General features: G+C 69.0%; 18 protein-coding genes. 9 read left to right on the top strand and 9 right to left on the bottom strand.

The genetic code is table 11. The features are described 5' to 3' along the window. A complete protein-coding gene (locus ABT313_RS05485; protein WP_350848969.1) occupies nucleotides 1-540 on the bottom strand; it encodes an RNA polymerase sigma factor in 540 nt (179 codons plus the stop codon). Nucleotides 541-592: 52 nt separating this feature from the next. On the opposite strand from ABT313_RS05485, the gene ABT313_RS05480 reads away from it, so the two are divergent. Continuing rightward, nucleotides 593-1,603 carry a serine/threonine-protein kinase gene (locus ABT313_RS05480; protein WP_350848965.1) on the top strand — a complete coding sequence of 337 codons (1,011 nt, stop codon included), beginning with the start codon at nucleotides 593-595 and terminating at the stop codon, nucleotides 1,601-1,603. 17 nt (nucleotides 1,604-1,620) lie between these two features. Continuing rightward, a complete protein-coding gene (locus ABT313_RS05475; RefSeq protein WP_350848963.1) occupies nucleotides 1,621-2,214 on the top strand; it encodes a hypothetical protein in 594 nt (197 codons plus the stop codon). Nucleotides 2,215-2,219: 5 nt separating this feature from the next. On the opposite strand, the gene ABT313_RS05470 is transcribed toward ABT313_RS05475, so the two are convergent. Genes ABT313_RS05470 through deoC form a run of 4 tightly spaced genes read right to left on the bottom strand, consistent with a single transcriptional unit; the run spans nucleotide 2,220 to nucleotide 6,500 of the window. Beyond that, a complete protein-coding gene (locus ABT313_RS05470; RefSeq protein WP_350848961.1) occupies nucleotides 2,220-3,233 on the bottom strand; it encodes a S66 family peptidase in 1,014 nt (337 codons plus the stop codon). Nucleotides 3,234-3,236: 3 nt separating this feature from the next. Next, nucleotides 3,237-4,082, bottom strand: coding sequence for an aldehyde dehydrogenase family protein (locus ABT313_RS05465; RefSeq protein WP_350848959.1), 846 nt, complete (start codon nucleotides 4,080-4,082; stop codon nucleotides 3,237-3,239). A gap of 19 nt (nucleotides 4,083-4,101) precedes the next feature. Then, nucleotides 4,102-5,538 (bottom strand): aldehyde dehydrogenase family protein, encoded by a 1,437-nt coding sequence (locus tag ABT313_RS05460; protein WP_350848957.1) that lies wholly within the window; start codon nucleotides 5,536-5,538, stop codon nucleotides 4,102-4,104. Nucleotides 5,539-5,543: 5 nt separating this feature from the next. After that, on the bottom strand, nucleotides 5,544-6,500 hold the full coding sequence (gene deoC / locus ABT313_RS05455) for a deoxyribose-phosphate aldolase (protein ID WP_350848955.1): 957 nt from the start codon (nucleotides 6,498-6,500) through the stop codon (nucleotides 5,544-5,546). 46 nt (nucleotides 6,501-6,546) lie between these two features. Between deoC and ABT313_RS05450 the strand changes: the two genes are divergently transcribed. The 4 genes from ABT313_RS05450 to ABT313_RS05435 all read left to right on the top strand — a co-directional run bounded on the left by ABT313_RS05450 (nucleotide 6,547) and on the right by ABT313_RS05435 (nucleotide 9,687). Further along, entirely contained in the window at nucleotides 6,547-7,107 is a 561-nt protein-coding gene (locus tag ABT313_RS05450; RefSeq protein WP_350848953.1) for a PH domain-containing protein, read from the top strand. Between the two features lie 2 nt (nucleotides 7,108-7,109). Next, a complete protein-coding gene (locus ABT313_RS05445; RefSeq protein WP_350848951.1) occupies nucleotides 7,110-8,006 on the top strand; it encodes an alpha/beta hydrolase in 897 nt (298 codons plus the stop codon). A gap of 112 nt (nucleotides 8,007-8,118) precedes the next feature. After that, nucleotides 8,119-9,069, top strand: coding sequence for a neutral zinc metallopeptidase (locus tag ABT313_RS05440; protein WP_350848949.1), 951 nt, complete (start codon nucleotides 8,119-8,121; stop codon nucleotides 9,067-9,069). A 168-nt stretch (nucleotides 9,070-9,237) separates the two neighbouring features. Then, complete coding sequence (locus tag ABT313_RS05435) at nucleotides 9,238-9,687, top strand: hypothetical protein (protein ID WP_350848947.1); 450 nt, start codon at nucleotides 9,238-9,240, stop codon at nucleotides 9,685-9,687. 48 nt (nucleotides 9,688-9,735) lie between these two features. Here ABT313_RS05435 and ABT313_RS05430 read toward each other — a convergent pair whose 3' ends face one another. Further along, nucleotides 9,736-11,370, bottom strand: a complete 1,635-nt coding sequence (locus ABT313_RS05430) for a phospho-sugar mutase (protein WP_350848945.1) — start codon at nucleotides 11,368-11,370, stop codon at nucleotides 9,736-9,738. A 9-nt stretch (nucleotides 11,371-11,379) separates the two neighbouring features. Then, complete coding sequence (locus ABT313_RS05425; RefSeq protein ID WP_350848943.1) at nucleotides 11,380-11,841, bottom strand: gamma-glutamylcyclotransferase; 462 nt, start codon at nucleotides 11,839-11,841, stop codon at nucleotides 11,380-11,382. Between the two features lie 31 nt (nucleotides 11,842-11,872). On the opposite strand from ABT313_RS05425, the gene ABT313_RS05420 reads away from it, so the two are divergent. The 3 genes from ABT313_RS05420 (at nucleotide 11,873) to ABT313_RS05410 (ending at nucleotide 14,322) form a co-directional block, all read left to right on the top strand. After that, entirely contained in the window at nucleotides 11,873-13,252 is a 1,380-nt protein-coding gene (locus ABT313_RS05420) for an NAD(P)H-quinone dehydrogenase (protein ID WP_350848941.1), read from the top strand. A 344-nt stretch (nucleotides 13,253-13,596) separates the two neighbouring features. Next, nucleotides 13,597-13,875, top strand: coding sequence for a muconolactone Delta-isomerase family protein (locus ABT313_RS05415; RefSeq protein ID WP_350848939.1), 279 nt, complete (start codon nucleotides 13,597-13,599; stop codon nucleotides 13,873-13,875). Nucleotides 13,876-13,920: 45 nt separating this feature from the next. Next, nucleotides 13,921-14,322: a helix-turn-helix domain-containing protein gene (locus ABT313_RS05410; protein WP_350848937.1), complete on the top strand. Its 402-nt coding sequence runs from the start codon at nucleotides 13,921-13,923 to the stop codon at nucleotides 14,320-14,322. Here ABT313_RS05410 and ABT313_RS05405 read toward each other — a convergent pair. After that, the gene (locus tag ABT313_RS05405; protein ID WP_350848935.1) at nucleotides 14,274-14,963 is read right to left on the bottom strand and encodes a DUF6390 family protein; all 690 of its coding nucleotides are present in this window, start codon (nucleotides 14,961-14,963) and stop codon (nucleotides 14,274-14,276) included. The genes ABT313_RS05410 and ABT313_RS05405 overlap by 49 nt on opposite strands. Next, nucleotides 14,960-15,178, bottom strand: a complete 219-nt coding sequence (locus ABT313_RS05400) for a HypC/HybG/HupF family hydrogenase formation chaperone (protein WP_350848933.1) — start codon at nucleotides 15,176-15,178, stop codon at nucleotides 14,960-14,962. Before ABT313_RS05400 ends, ABT313_RS05405 begins: the two co-directional genes overlap by 4 nt. Nucleotides 15,179-15,192 lie beyond the last annotated feature (14 nt).

Here is a 15,192-nt window from a genome sequence, read left to right as displayed (position 1 = left end):
CTAGCGGACGGTGAGACGTTCCGCGACGGCCTTGCGGGCCTGGTGGATCCGCGCCTTGACGGTCCCGAGTGGTACGTCGAGCTCGTCGGCGATCTCGGCGTACGACAGCGCGCCGAGATCGCGTAGCACCAGCGGCTGGACGAGCTGCGGGTGGCTGGACTCGAGCGCCTCGAGGGCCTCCAGCAGGTCCAGGCGGGAACCGGCGATCACCGACGTGGTGCGCGGGTCGACCGACTCCGGCAGCACCTCGGCGGACTGCTCGACCGAGCGGCGCTTCAGCGACCGGTAGGTCTGGCGGGCCTGGTTGGTGGCCACGATCGTCACCCAGCCGGCGAAGCTGCCGGTGCCCTTGAAGGTGTGCACCTTGTTCGCGACCTGCAGCAGCGTGTCCTGGACCGCCTCCTCGGCGTCCTCGCGGTACGGCAGGAATTTCGCCACCCGCCGCTGCACCTGCGGGCGGATGGCCTGCAGAAGTTGTGGAATCACCGACTGGTCTCCCGCCGCCGCGCGGACCGCCAGTTCTTCCAACTCCTCCGTCATGCTCCCCCTTTTGAGCCCCGTTTGAGCTCGGTTGTGGTCGACAATAGCCCGGATGGATGTCATCGGGCGGTACCGGTTACGGGACAAGATCGGCGCTGGTGCGTTCGCGACCGTCTGGCGGGGGTACGACGACGACCTGGATGTCGACGTCGCCGTCAAGGTCCTCGCGGACAACTGGGCGTCGCGGGCCGACGTGCGCGAACGGTTCCTGTCCGAGGCACGGCTGATGCGCCGGATCAGCAGCGACCGGGTCGTCCGGGTCTTCGACCTGGGCAAGCTCGACGACGGCCGCCCGTACTTCGTGATGGACTACATCGGCGGTGGCACGCTCGGCGACGTACTCCGCCAGGGCCCGCTCGACGCCGTCGACGCGCTGTGGTGGGGCGCGGACCTGGCCCGTGCCGTGGCGGCGCTGCACAGCGAGGGCGTCGTACACCGCGATGTCACCCCGGCGAACCTGCTGCTCCGGCCGGGCGACGAGTCCGGCGGCGGCACCCACCGGATCGTGCTCGCCGACCTGGGCCTGGCGAAACGGGCTGCGGAGGCGTCCGGGCTCACGCAGGCCGTCGGTACGCCGTCGTACATGGCGCCCGAGCAGGGTCGCGGCGACGGCGGCTTCGACGAGCGAGCGGACATCTACGCGATCGGCGCGGTGACGTACGCGCTGATCACCGGGCACCCGCCGTACGTCGCGGGCTCGATCGGCGAGGTGCTCAACCGGGACCCGGATCTGCCGCCGCCGAGCCTGCGCCCGGTGCTGCACGAGTCGGTCGGTCCGCTCGACGACATCTTCGGTCGGGCGCTGGCTTATCGCGTCGACGACCGCTGGGAGCGCGCGGACACGCTGGCCGAGCGGCTCGAGGCGGAGGCGTACCGGCTCGAGCAGGAGGCCCCACTGCGTGCCGAGGAGCGGACCGAGATCACCGACGAGGCCCTGGACACCACGGTCGCGACGGACCCGCCGGTCCGACGCCGTCGCCGGACGCGGATGTGGTTCCTGCTCGCGTTGCCGGTCGTCTTCGTGGCAGCGGGTGTCGGCGGCTGGTTCCTCTTCGGGAGATAACTTCATAGAGTAGTTTTATGGCTACTCTCTGCAGTCTCGTGGTGACTCTTGCCTTGCTGACTCCGACCCAGCCCATAGCCAGTTACGCCTGCCGCGCGGACACCAAGTTCGGCCGGCACACCCTCTCCCTACGCCAAGCCGTGAATGCGACCGCGCCGGCGACCGTCCGGCCGAACACGCGTTTCACCGTGGCCGTCGACCTGCAGCCGGGGACGCTCCCCAGCGAGGTCAAGGGCTTCAAGCTCCAGGAGGTCCGCGACCTCGCCCTCCGCATCCCGATCCCCGCCAACACGTCCTACGTCAGCGCGAAGCTGTCCGGCGGCTCAGGGCTCAACTCGACCCCGACCGTGCAGCTGGACGGGAACACCGCGGTCGTCAGAGTCGCCGGGCCGATCCCCGGCGGCGCGAGCTACCAACTGCCGACCCTCAGCGTCCGCCTCAAGTCCGGCCGCGCCGGCACGACGATTGAGACCAAGCTCAAAGGCACCAGCTACGACGACCCCGGCCTCACGCTGCAGGCCAAGATCAAGTGGAAGTTCCTCTCCACCACTGCACCGGTCGCCTGCTACCCGGACCCGAACCCGGCTCTCACCAGCACGCGGGTTCAGTAGACCGTTCAGTAGACGACCGTGATCCGTTCAGCGGCCGGGTCGATCCGGACCTGGCCGCCGTACGGCAGCACGAACTGCGGATCGGTGTGCCCGATGTCCAGGCCCTTCACGACCAGGGCGGTCGGGTTGTACTCCGCGAGCGCCCGGTCGACGGCGAGGTACTGGCCGGTGACGTACTCGAAGGACTGCTGCGGCGTCAGTTCCTGGAAAAGCGACGAGGACTTCGGGCGGCCCCACAGGACCGCGTCGAAGCGCTCGAGCAGGCCGCGCTCGCCGAGGTTGCGGAGCATCCGGTAGACCGCCTCGGCCGTCGGCATCTCCTCGCTGGTCTCGCCGAAGAACACCCCGCCGTACGACGCGGTCGGCAACATCCAGCGGTTCACGGCCAGTTGCCAGTCGAGGATCTCGATGCAGCCGCCCCAGAGCTTGCCGCTGACCGTCTGCGTCCCGCTCCACGTCCACCCGGTGCCGGGGAACAGCGGCGGCTCGGTCTCGAGGTTCGCCGGGACCGCCCAGTCGTGGTCGACGTCGGTCCACCCCTCGGCCGGCCTCAGGTCGAACTCGCCGCCGGTGAACATTGCCGCCCGCAACGACCGCTCGGTGTCCGGGTGCAGCGCGCCACCGCGGCCGAACTGCACCATCACGCTGCCGCCGTGGAAGGCCGGCAAACCCAGTGTGTGCAGGAAGTTCAGCAGGTTGGTGTTGTCGCTGTACCCGAAGAACGGCTTCGGGTCTGCCAGGAACACGGCCGGGTCCAAGTACTTCATCACGGTGACCTGGTCGTCACCGCCGATGCTCGCGAACACCGCGCGGATCGACGGATCCGACCACGCCTCGTGCAGATCGTCGGCGCGCTCCTCCGGCGTCGACTGGAGCTTGCGGGTCGTCGGATACTCGACCGGCTCCAGCCCGAAGTCGTCACGCAGCCGGCGCAGCCCCAGGTCGTACGGCCCGGGAAAGATCTCCGGCAGCCCTCGGGACGGCGAAACGATCGCGACCCGGTCACCAGGCTTCAGCAAGACTCAGACTCCGATCGGGTGCCAGACGGTCTTCAGCTCCAGGTACTGCGTGAGCCGGGACAGGCCCTGATCCGCAGACCAGTCCTCCTCGGCGGGACGGCGTACCCGCTTGAGGTTGTCGGCGGCGGCGATCTCGAGCTGGGTCGCCTCTTCGGGATCGACGATCCCGCACAGGTCGATCGCGTTGACGTCCATGTGCGAGGCCAGCCACGGGCCGACCTCGGAGGCCGAACCGGTGAGGATGTTGACCACCCCACCCGGCAGGTCGGAGGTCGCCATCACCTCGCCCAGCGTGATAGCCGGCAGCGGCCGCTCGAAGGACGAGACCGCGACCACCGTGTTGCCGGAGACGATCGCCGGCGCGATCACGCTGGTCAGACCGAGCAGGCTGGAGTCCTGCGGCGCGAGCACCGCGACCACACCGGTTGCCTCAGGCAACGAGAAGTCGAAGTACGGTCCGGCGACCGGGTTGCTGGAGCCGACCACCTGGGCGAGCTTGTCGGCCCACCCGGCGTACCAGACCCAGCGGTCGATCGACTCGTCCACGACCGCACGGGCCTTGGAGATCGACAGCCCTTCGGAGGCGGCCACCTCGGTGCTGAACTGCTGGTGCCGGCCTTCCATCACCTCGGCGATCCGGTACAGCACCTGGCCCCGGTTGTACGCCGTCCGCGCATGCCAGCCGGCGAACGCCTTGCGGGCCGCGACCACGGCGTCCCGGGCGTCCTTGCGGGACGCCTGCGACGCGTTCGCCAGGAACTTGCCCTTGGCATCGGTCACGACGTACGACCGGCCGGACTCGCTGCGCGGGAAGGCGCCGCCGACGTACAGCTTGTAGGTCTTTCGCACCTCGAGCCTCGGGGTCTCTTTAGTGGGCAAGGTAGGCCTCCAGACCGTGGCGACCGCCCTCGCGGCCGTAGCCCGACTCCTTGTACCCGCCGAACGGCGAGGCCGGGTCGAAGCGGTTGAACGTGTTCGCCCAGACCACGCCGGCGCGCAGCTGGTTCGCCATCCAGAGGATCCGCGATCCCTTGTCGGTCCAGATCCCGGCGGACAGGCCGAACGGCGTGTTGTTCGCCTTCTCGACCGCCTCCTGCGGAGTGCGGAAGGTCAGCACCGACAGCACCGGGCCGAAGATCTCCTCGCGGGCGATCCGGTGCGCCTGCGACACCCCGGTGAAGACGGTCGGCGGGAACCAGTAGCCGTTGGCCGGCAGCTCGCACTCCGGCGACCAGCGCTCGGCGCCCTCGTCCTCGCCGATCTGCGACAGCTCGCGGATCTTGGCCAGCTGGGCTGCCGAGTTGATCGCGCCGATGTCGGTGTTCTTGTCCAGCGGGTCGCCGACGCGCAGCGTGCCCATCCGGCGCTTCAGCCGCGCGAGCACCTCGTCGTACACGCTCTCCTGGACCAGGAGCCGCGAGCCCGCGCAGCAGACGTGGCCCTGGTTGAAGAAGATGCCGTTGACGATGCCCTCGATGGTCTGGTCGATCGGCGCGTCCTCGAAGACGATGTTGGCCGCCTTGCCGCCGAGCTCCAAGGTCACCGCCTTGTGCGTGCCCGCGACCGACTTGGCGATCGCCCGGCCGACCTCGGTCGAACCCGTGAACGCGACCTTGTCGACGCCCTCGTGCTCGACCAGCGCCTGCCCGGTCCGGCCGGCGCCGGTGACGATGTTGACCACGCCCGGCGGCAGATCGGCCTGCTGGCAGATCTCCGCGAACGCCAGCGCGGTCAGCGGAGTCGTCTCGGCCGGCTTCAGTACGACGGTGTTGCCGGCCGCCAGCGCCGGCGCGATCTTCCACGCCAGCATCAGCATCGGGAAGTTCCACGGGATCACCTGGCCCGCGACACCCCACGGCTGCGGGTCGTCGCCGACACCGGCGTACTCGAGCTTGTCCGCCCAGCCCGCGTAGTAGAAGAAGTGCGCGGCCACCAACGGGATGTCGACGTCGCGGGACTCCCGGATCGGCTTGCCGTTGTCGAGCGACTCCAGCACCGCCAGCTCACGCGAACGCTCCTGGATCAGCCGCGCGATCCGGAACAGGTACTTCGCCCGGTCCTTGCCGCTCATCGGGCCCCAGACCTTCTCGAAGGCCTTCCGGGCCGCCTTCACGGCCTTGTCCACATCGGCCGGTCCGGCCTCGCTGACCTCGGCCAGTACCTCTTCGGAGGCAGGGGACACGGTCTTGAACGGCTTGCCGTCCCCTGCGTCGGTGAACTGCCCGTTGATGAACAGTCCGTACGACGACTTGATGTCGACGATCGCCCGCGATTCCGGGGCCGGTGCGTACTCGAATCTGCTCATGCCTGTCAGTCCAAGGTGAAGTAGTCGGGGCCGGGGTAGTACCCGGTGGCCAGCTTGGTGCGTTGCATCAGCAGGTCGTTCAGCAGGCTGGAGGCGCCGAAGCGGAACAGCTCCGGGTCCAGCCAGTCCGGTCCGGCGGTCTCGTTGACCATGACCAGGTACTTGATCGCGTCCTTCGCGGTCCGGATCCCGCCGGCCGGCTTGACGCCGATGTGCAGCCCGGTGGCCTCGTGGTAGTCGCGGACGGCTTCCAGCATCACCAGGGTGACCGGCAGCGTCGCGGCCGGGGAGACTTTGCCGGTGGAGGTCTTGATGAAGTCGGCGCCGGCCAGCATCGCCAGCCAGGACGCCCGGCGGACGTTGTCGTACGTCACCAGTTCGCCGGTCTCCAGGATCACCTTGAGATGTGCGTCACCCGCGGCCTCGCGGATCGCGGCGATCTCGTCGAAGACCAGGCCGTACCGCCCGGACAGGAACGCGCCGCGGTCGATCACCATGTCGACGTCGTCGGCGCCGGCCGCGACCGCGTCCTTGGTGTCCTGGATCTTGATCGCGAGGCTGGAACGTCCACTGGGGAAGGCGGTCGCGACACTCGCGACACCCACGCCGGAGCCCTTCAGTTCGTGCTTCGCGGTCGCGACCAGGTCCGGGTAGACGCAGACGGCGGCGACCTGCGGAGTCGTCGGGTCGGCCGGGTCGGGCCGTTTCGCCTTCGCACACAGGGCCCGCACCTTGCCCGGGGTGTCCTGGCCCTCCAGCGTGGTCAGGTCGATCATCGAGATCGCCAGGTCGAGTGCGTAGGCCTTGGCGGTGGTCTTGATCGACCGGGTGCTCAGAGTCGCGGCCCGGGCCTCGGCGCCGACCTGGTCGACGCCCGGCAGCCCGAGCAGGAACCGGCGCAGCCGATCCTCGGACGAGGTCACGTCGGCCAAGCTGTCGACGCCGCTGTCGAGTGTGGTCACCTGTGGCAGTCTAGTGCTGTTCCGGACAGCCAGTTACTTTGTCCGGGTGAAGTCGAAGTCGCCCGAGAGCGAGCAGTACCTGTCTGCGTCGAACCGGATCACCGGGGCCATCGTCCTGGTGATCGGGGTCCTCGGCCTGGTCGACGTGGTCCTGGAGTGGCGGACCGCCACCGGGCTGCTGGTCGGCAGCATCATCGCGATCGTCATGATCCTGGCCTACGCCGGCCTGATGCGCCCGTCGGTGACGCTCAGCCCCGAGAATCTACTGCTGCGTAACCACCTGCGCGACCACCTGATCCCGTGGTCGAAGGTGACCGGCGTCGACGTGACCGACATCCTCCGGGTGCACACCGAGGCGAACCGGTTCCGCGCGCCCGGCGTCCAACTGGTCATGCGCGACCTTCGCAAGCAGCGTGTCGGCGGCCGGAAGCTGGCGGCGGACAACTCCCTGTCCAAGGCCGACTTCGTGGTCAGCCGGATCGAGACCCTCCAGGGCCAGTACTCCGAGCAGTCTCAGGGTGACGTGATCACCGGTTGGGCCAAGCCCGAGCTGATCGCGATCGGAGTCCTCGCGGTGGTCGCGATCGTGGCCGCAGTAGTCCGCTGACCGTGCTCGGTCGCCGCGCCCTCCTCCGTACCGGGGTGGCGGCCGGCATCGTCGGAGTCGCCGGGGTAGCCGCCCTGGAGACCGGCGCAATCCCCGGTCGGGCGCGCGTGCACGACGCGCTCGGCCTCACCGGCCCGGACGGCGTCGTACCCGACGTACCAGCTGGTCCGGTGATATCGGGCAGCTTCAACTCCTTCGGCCGACGTACCGACGTCGGCTACAGCGTCATCTATCCCGACGGGTACGACGCCTCTGCCGAGCTGCCGGTCGTACTCGTCCTGCACGGTCGTGGGGGCGACCACACTTCCGCGATCAACGACCTCGGCGTCGACCGGTACCTGACCGCGACCGTCCAGGCGGGTACCCCGGCCTTCGCGCTCGCCACCGTCGACGGCGGACAGAACAGCTACTGGCACCGACGAGCCGACGGCAATGATCCCGGCTTCATGCTCGACCAGGAATTCCTTCCCCTGTTGGCCGATCGCGGTCTGCGCACCGGCCGGTACGGCGTCCTCGGCTGGTCGATGGGCGGGTACGGCGCACTCCTGTGGGTGGCACTGCAGTACTGGCAGCGACAGGTCCGGCCGTCGTCGCGGGCGGTCGCGGTCGGCGCCCTCAGCCCGGCGCTGTACCGCGAGTACGCCGAAGTACAGGCCGGAGCGTTCGACGGGCCCGAGGACTTCAACCAGAGCCAGGTGTTCGGCCGGCGCGTCGGGTTCCGGGATGTTGCCGTCCGCATCGACTGCGGCCGGGACGATCCGTTCGCGCCGGCCGCGCACGCGCTGCGCGAGCAACTGCACGCGGCCGGCGGACAGCAGGCCGGGGCGCACACCCCCGGTTACTGGCGGCGTATGCTCCCTGACCAGTTGCGATTCCTGGGCGGAAAAGTGGGGCAGTGAGGGGAACTGTGGCGTGAATCGCCGCGTCAGAACCCGTGTTCAAGCTCGGGTGAACCCCTGTGCACTCCAGGATTGGTCCGACAGGTCCCTAGACACATCGAGAGTGGAGCTCATGGTCAACCTCTCCCGCATCACCCTGCGTGGCATGGCCACGGTCGGTGCCCTGGCCGGCTTCGCCGCGCTGGCGCTGCCGAACGCCCAGGCCGCGCAGACCTCCAGCACGACGACGACTGCCGCGACGCAGGCCGCCGACACGAAGCCGATCGAGATCGGCACGGGTCTGGTCGCCGGTCCGCCGCCGGCTGGAGACGGACTCACCACGAAGTCGTCGCTGACGAACGTCGTGCGCTACAACAAGCTGTACAAGACGGGCGCTATCCCGTCGTCGAAGTGCAAGGAGCTCAACGTCTCGCTGCGCACGTTCAACGGCGTGGTGGCGTACGAGAACAACCTGTTCAAGTGCCTCTACGCTTCCTGGGCCTCGCCGCTGAAGCAGGCCGGCGCGGCGTACAAGGTGGCGCCGAAGCTGATCGTCCACAACTCGAGCGCGGTCAACTCGAAGTGCGGCATCGTCCGCGGCGGTACCGCGTTCTTCTGCGGTGTCGACCACGGCTACATCTACGTCCCGGCGTACGTGATCATGAACTACTGGGCCCAGAGCCCCACGATGGCGCGGGCGTACGCGACCTTCACGCTGTCGCACGAGTACGGACACCACGTCCAGTGGCTCACCGGCATCCTGAACGCGTCCTGGGCGCGTCAGAACGCCTTCAGCACCTACGCCGCGCAGCTCGAGGAGAGCCGTCGTCGTGAGCTGCAGGCCTCCTGCCTGGGCGGTGCCGTGGACGGCGCGAACAAGCGCAACTACCCGTTCAGCGGCGGCTTCATGACCCAGTACAACTGGGTGATCAGCAACAGCGGTGACCAGCCGGGCGGTGTGCGGGACCACGGTTCGATCAAGAACCACGCGTTCTGGGTGACCGCGGGCTTCAACGCGCGGCACAGCTACACCGTTGCGGGCAACTGCAACACCTTCAACGCGTCGTCGGCGTACGTCGCCTGATCTCGCTGCGAATCTGACGTAACTCAGCCGCCCGGTACGCGTTGGCGTACCGGGCGGCTGTTGCGTTTTGGCGACACCTGCACGATCTGCGATCGTGCGGTTACTTGTTTCGGGTGCGGACGCCCTACAGTTTCTGAGTCGAGCCTCGAACGGCAGGAGTCAAGGACAGTGAACTACGACGAGTTCAACACCGAGTACGCCAAGGTGCTGGACAAGATCAAGAGCGGTCGTTCCACCTGGTCGGAGCTGTCCGGGCACGTCACCCGGCTCCGGCAGGCGACGACCGGCATCACCTCGCCGGTGGAGCGCACCCAGGTCGACCACGACCTCGCGGCGCTGAGCCAGATGGTGGACATGTCGCGGCGGACCAACGACAAGGAAGACGTCTGGACCGTCACGTCGGACGCGATCCGCAAGGCCAGCAGCCAGGAGGGTTCGGTCGCCGACCGGATCGCCCGGATCGAGGGCGCCATCAACGACATCACCGCGCTGGCCAACCGGAACCCGGACGAGCGGGACGCGCTGATGCAGTCCACCAGCACGCTCCGCATCCTGCACTCGTCGCTGCAGAGCTCCCTGCACGCCGAGCAAGCCGAAGCCGCCGCAGCCGCACGCTGACGCCGGGGAGCAACCGCCAGGTGCTCCCCAGCTGTCAGATCCGGGGTGTCAGATCCCCAGCGCGGTCGACAGGGTCTGCTTGATGCCGGACAGGTTCTCGCCTGCCCGGCGCCGGGCAGCAGCGACATCGGTGCTGACCGGCACGACCACTTCCAGGTAGCACTTGAGCTTCGGCTCGGTGCCGGACGGCCGGACGACCACCCGGGCGCCGTCGGACAGCGTGTACCGCAGGCCGTCCGTCGGGGGAAGTGATTCGGACCCCTGGCTGAGGTCGTCGATCCGCTCGACGGTGTAGTCACCCAGGGTCGTGGGCGGCGTGGACCGCAGCCGCTCCATTGCCTGAGCGATCAGCGACAGGTCGTCGACCCGTACAGACAGCTGGTCGGTCGCGTGCAGACCGTGCTTGACTGCCAGGTCGTCCAGCAGATCCTGCAACGTGCGCCCCGCGGCCTTCGCCTGCGCGGCCAGCTGCAGCACCCGGACCAGCGTCGACACGCCGTCCTTGTCCTTCACGGCCGCCGGGTCGACGCAGTACCCGAGCGCCTCTTCGTACCCGAAGACCAGCTCCGGGACCCGCCCGATCCACTTGAACCCGGTCAGCGTCTCGACGTACCGGACGCCGTACGACGCGGCGATCTTGCCGAGCAGCGACGACGACACGATCGAGCACGCGGCGACGCCGTTCGGCCGCGGCGCCAGCAGGAACTCGCCGAGCAGCGCGCCGAGCTCGTCACCGCGCAGCATCCGCCAGCCGCCGTCGGCCGATGCGTCCGGGATCGCTACCGCGCACCGGTCCGCGTCGGGGTCGTTCGCGACCGCGATGTCCGCGCCCATCGACCGGGCCAGCTCCAGGGCCGCGTCGATCGCGCCCGGCTCCTCCGGGTTCGGGAACGAGACGGTGGGGAAGTCGGGGTCCGGGTCGGCCTGCGACGCCACCACCTGCGGTACAGCGAACCCCGCGCGGGCCACCGCGGCCTCGACCAGGGTCCGTCCGACGCCGTGCAGCGGCGTATAGGCGACGTTCAGCTCGCGCGGCGCATCCGCCGGCACCAGGTCGGCGATGCGGTCCAGGTACGCGTTCAGCAGGTCGTCGCCGGTGGTCTGCCAGTCGTCGCCACGCGGTACGTCGGCCAGTCGGCCGACCGCGGCGATGGCGGCCGCGATCTCCGCGTCCGCGGGCGGCACGATCTGCGAGCCGTCGCCCAGGTAGACCTTGTAGCCGTTGTCCTGCGGCGGGTTGTGCGACGCGGTCACGACCACTCCGGCGACCGCACGCAGGTGTCCGATCCCGAAGGCGACCACCGGCGTCGGCGTCGGCCGGTCCAGCAGTACGGCGTCCAGCCCGGCGCCGCGCATCACGGCCGCGGTGTCCTGGGCGAAGACGTCGGACTTGTGGCGCGCGTCGTACCCGATCAGGACCGGGCCGTCGGTCAGCCCCTTGGCCTTCAGGTACGCCGCGAGCCCGGCCGCGGCGCGGATCACGACGACCCGGTTCATCCGGTTCGGTCCGGCGCCGACGGCTCCGCGCAGACCCGCCGTACCGAACTCGAGCGTGCCGGCGAAGCGGTCGGCCAGCTCGGTGGTGTCTCCTGAGTCCAGCAGCGCCTGCAGCTCGGCGCGGGTGTCAGAGTCAGGGTCTTCGCTCAGCCAGGCCTCGGCGGCGGCCTTCAGATCAGTGGTCACATGCGAACTCTAATGACCGGACGACTGACACGGGCGGGAACGCAGGTCCGCCACGTAGTCGTCCGGGGCGCCGGCGGCCTCCGCGGCCTCGGCGAGGATGCCCAGGTAGCGGGCGGAGGGCAGGCCGCCCTCGTAGGCGTTCAGCACGTACATCCAGGCCAGCTGCTCGCCGTCCAGGGTCTGCACCCGGACCTGGATCTTGCTGTAGACGTCCTGGTCGATCCATTCCCACTCGTCCAGGCGCTCGACGTCCTTCGGGTGGACGTCGTACAGCGCGACGAAGACCTGGTTGGCCGGGTCGGACGGGTCCTCGACCACGGTGGCCATCGAGCCCTCCCAGCCCAGCTCCTCGCCGCCGAAGGTGAGGCGCCAGCCGTGGAGCCACCCGGTCCCGCGCAGCGGGGAGTACGGGCACCGGTCGGCCATCAGGTTCGGGTCCAGATTCGACGCAAACGCGGCGTACAGGGTCACGGAAAAAGAGGATACGGAAGAATGGCCTCTCGTGGCGCGAGTTGTGATCATCGGTGGCGGTCCTGGCGGGTACGAAGCGGCGAGTGCGGCCGCCCAACTCGGCGGGGAGGTGACGGTTGTCGATTCCGACGGAATCGGCGGTTCCGGCGTGCGCACAGACGCCGTACCGAGCAAGACCTTGATCGCCACCGCCGAGGTGATGACCGAGGTCGAGGAAGCCGGCGAGCTGGGGGTCCGGCTCGACGACGGGGACGACAATCCGGCCAACTCCGTGCGTGTCGATCTCTCCGTCGTCAACAAACGGGTCAAGGCGCTGGCGGCGGCCCAGTCCGAGGGCATCGAGCGCCGGCTGGACTCCGACAAGGTCCGGATCATCAAGGGCCGCGGCCGGCTCGACGGGCCGGAAACGGTGGTCGTCGGCGACGAGCGGCTGGACGCCGATGTGATCCTGATCGCTACCGGTGCAAGGCCTCGCATCCTCAAGGGCTCCGAGCCGGACGGCGAGCGGATCCTCACCTGGGAGCAGGTCTACGAGCTCGAGGAACTGCCCGAGCGGCTGATCGTGGTCGGGTCCGGGGTGACCGGTGCGGAGTTCGCCAGCGCGTACGACGCGCTCGGCAGCGACGTCGTACTGGTGTCGTCGCGGGACCGTGTGCTGCCGGGCGAGGATGCCGACGCGGCAGCGGTCCTGGAGGACGTGTTCAAGCGGCGCGGTCTGACGGTGCTGAGCAAGTCCCGGGCCGAGTCGGTGAGGCGGCAGGGCGACGGGGTCGTGGTGACGCTGACCGACGGCCGGAAGGTCGAGGGTTCGCACGCGCTGCTCGCGGTCGGATCGCTGCCGAACACCGATGACATGAATCTGGTCGAGTCGGGCGTGTCGCTCACCGACGGCGGGTTCGTGCAGGTCGACCGGGTCTCGCGGACGACGGCCCGCGGCGTCTACGCGGCCGGCGACTGCACCGGCGTACTCATGCTCGCCTCGGTGGCCGCGATGCAGGGCCGGATCGCGATGGCGCACGCGCTCGGCGACGCGGTCAAGCCGTTGGACCAGTCAACGGTCTCCGCCAACGTCTTCACCGCCCCCGAGATCGCCACCGTGGGCCTGTCCCAGGCGGTCGTGGACGCCGGCGGCAGTACTGCGATGGTCGTCAAGGTCGCGCTGGCCGACAACGCCCGCGCCAAGATGCAGGGCGTCCGCGACGGCTTCGTCAAACTCTTCTGCCTCCCCAACACCGGGATCGTCGTCGGCGGCGTCGTCGTAGCCCCCCGCGCCAGCGAACTCATCCACCCGATCTCCCTGGCCGTCGGCGCCCGCCTCACCGTCGACCAGGTTGCCCAGTCCTTCACCGTCTACCCCTCCATCTCCGGCTCGGTCGCCGAAGCCGCCCGCAGACTCCACCTCAGGAACTGAGCAACAAAGAGGGCTGTTCAGGCCTAGCAGGCCTTCAAAGACAGACAAAGAACAGAGAAAAGAAGAGATTCGGAGTGGTGGCTGCCCGCGGCGGTCAGCCGCGGGTTGGCTGTGCGCCGAGTCGTGGCGAATGGCTCCGACCCCGAACACCGAGTCGTGGATCACGGCAGATTTTCTCAACCACTTTCCACGACTCGACGGACGGGCCGGCGCGCCAGAAGCGCTAGGCCCAGCCAGGCAGCCAACTTCCTCTGTATCTCTTCTCTTGTTCCTTGTTCTTTCCTTGGTTCTTGGCTTCTTTTCTTGTTCTTTCTCTCGGGGGGTGTGCCGCTTACTGTCCGGGTATGAAGTTTCTGGTGTTGTGGCGGATGGAGTTGAGTTTGCTGTCGCCGGAGATGGCTCGGGCGGTGGGGGCGATGCCGGAGTACGGGCAGCGGCTGGAGCGGGAGGGGAAGGTGCTGGCGCGGTACCACGTGGTCGGATCGCATGGTGGGGCGTGGATCTACGAGGTGGACTCGCACGAGGAGTTCGAACGATTGCTGGGTCGCGCCCCGGTCTTCAACTTCGCCCGGTACACGGTGCACGCCCTGGCAGAGATGGAATCCAAGCCGCCGGGCGATTGACGCGCCAAGGGCCGCACGAGAGGCTGGGCTGCAGGGGGTACGTGCATGTTCGAGGATCGCAGCGAGGTCGCTGTTGACCGTCATCTGGTCGTCAGCCATCGGTTGCGTGCCCGGCGGTTACAGCTCGGGCTGACGCAGAAGCAGTTGGTGAGCCGGCTGGCGCGCCGGGGGATCCGGACCACCAACAAGACGTTGTCCAGCTTCGAGCACGGCGCCGGGGTCGACGTGGTGCGGCTGCCGGAGCTGGCCGGTGCGCTCGACTGCACCGTGACCTATCTGCTCGGCATGACCGAGGACCCGGCTAGCTGGGAGCCGGACCGCGGTGGTCGGCCGGACCACCGCTCGGTGTCGCGGCCCGCAGTGCTGAACTCACCCGGCGTGGTCAACCAGCCCGACGGTCACGGGATCCTCGGCCCGGACATCCCGGTCCGGCCGCCCAGGCGCTGATTCACCAGGTCCAGGTGGTACGCCGAATAGTGGCGTAAGGCAACCAACTGCGGCGGCGACAACCGGTCGCAGACCCAGCCCCAGTGCAGCGAGACCCAGTCGCCCGGCCGCAGCGGCTCGATCAGCTCCACGTTGCCGAGACCGAGCGTCGCGGTGTCCCGACTGGGCAGCCCGAGCGCCAGCCGTACGCCGTCCCAGACCAGCGGTCGCGACTCGACGACGACCTTTCCGCCGGCGGCCGAGATCACCTTGCCCCAGCGGATCCGGCACTGGTCCAGCACCTGCAGTGCATGCTCGGTACGGCGTTCGTCGTGCAGCAGGCTCGCCCACGGGTAGTGGCAGAACACCTGGAAACTGTGGTGCGGCAGCCCACTACCAGTTCCGTCGGAGCTGCCGGCCCGGTCCAGCAAGCGGTTGCCCACCCAGTAGGCCTCGACCACCTCGCGGTCGAGCGGATCCGCCGTACCGGTGGCCGCGGCGATGACCCGCAGCTGCGGCCAGGCGCCCTCGAACTGCTTCGCCAGAGCACGGAACCGGACGCCGGTCCGGCCCTCGAGCAGGGCGCCGGCGTCCGCGGGGCCGCAGTACCCGAGCTGGTTCGGCGCGAACGCGTACCGCGCGAACATCGCCGGGCCGTTCACAGCTCGGCCCCGAAGAACGCGAACGCGTCGGCGGCGCGTTCGGGCGACATCCGCTCCAGCGCGAACCCGCTGTGGATCAGCACGTACTCACCGGGCACGAACGGCCCGTCCAGCAGCGTCACGTTGATATCGCGGACGACTCCGGCCACCTCGACCCGGCCGAGGGCGGCGCCGTCCGGGCAGTCGACCACCCGGCCCGGGATGCCCAGGCACATCGGGCTACATGTCC

Source organism: Kribbella sp. NPDC000426 (genome assembly GCF_040300265.1).
In the GTDB taxonomy this organism is placed as follows: Bacteria; Actinomycetota; Actinomycetes; order Propionibacteriales; family Kribbellaceae; genus Kribbella.
The sequence above is the reverse complement of the archived record's forward strand: the minus strand, read 5'-3'. Positions and strand labels throughout refer to the sequence as shown.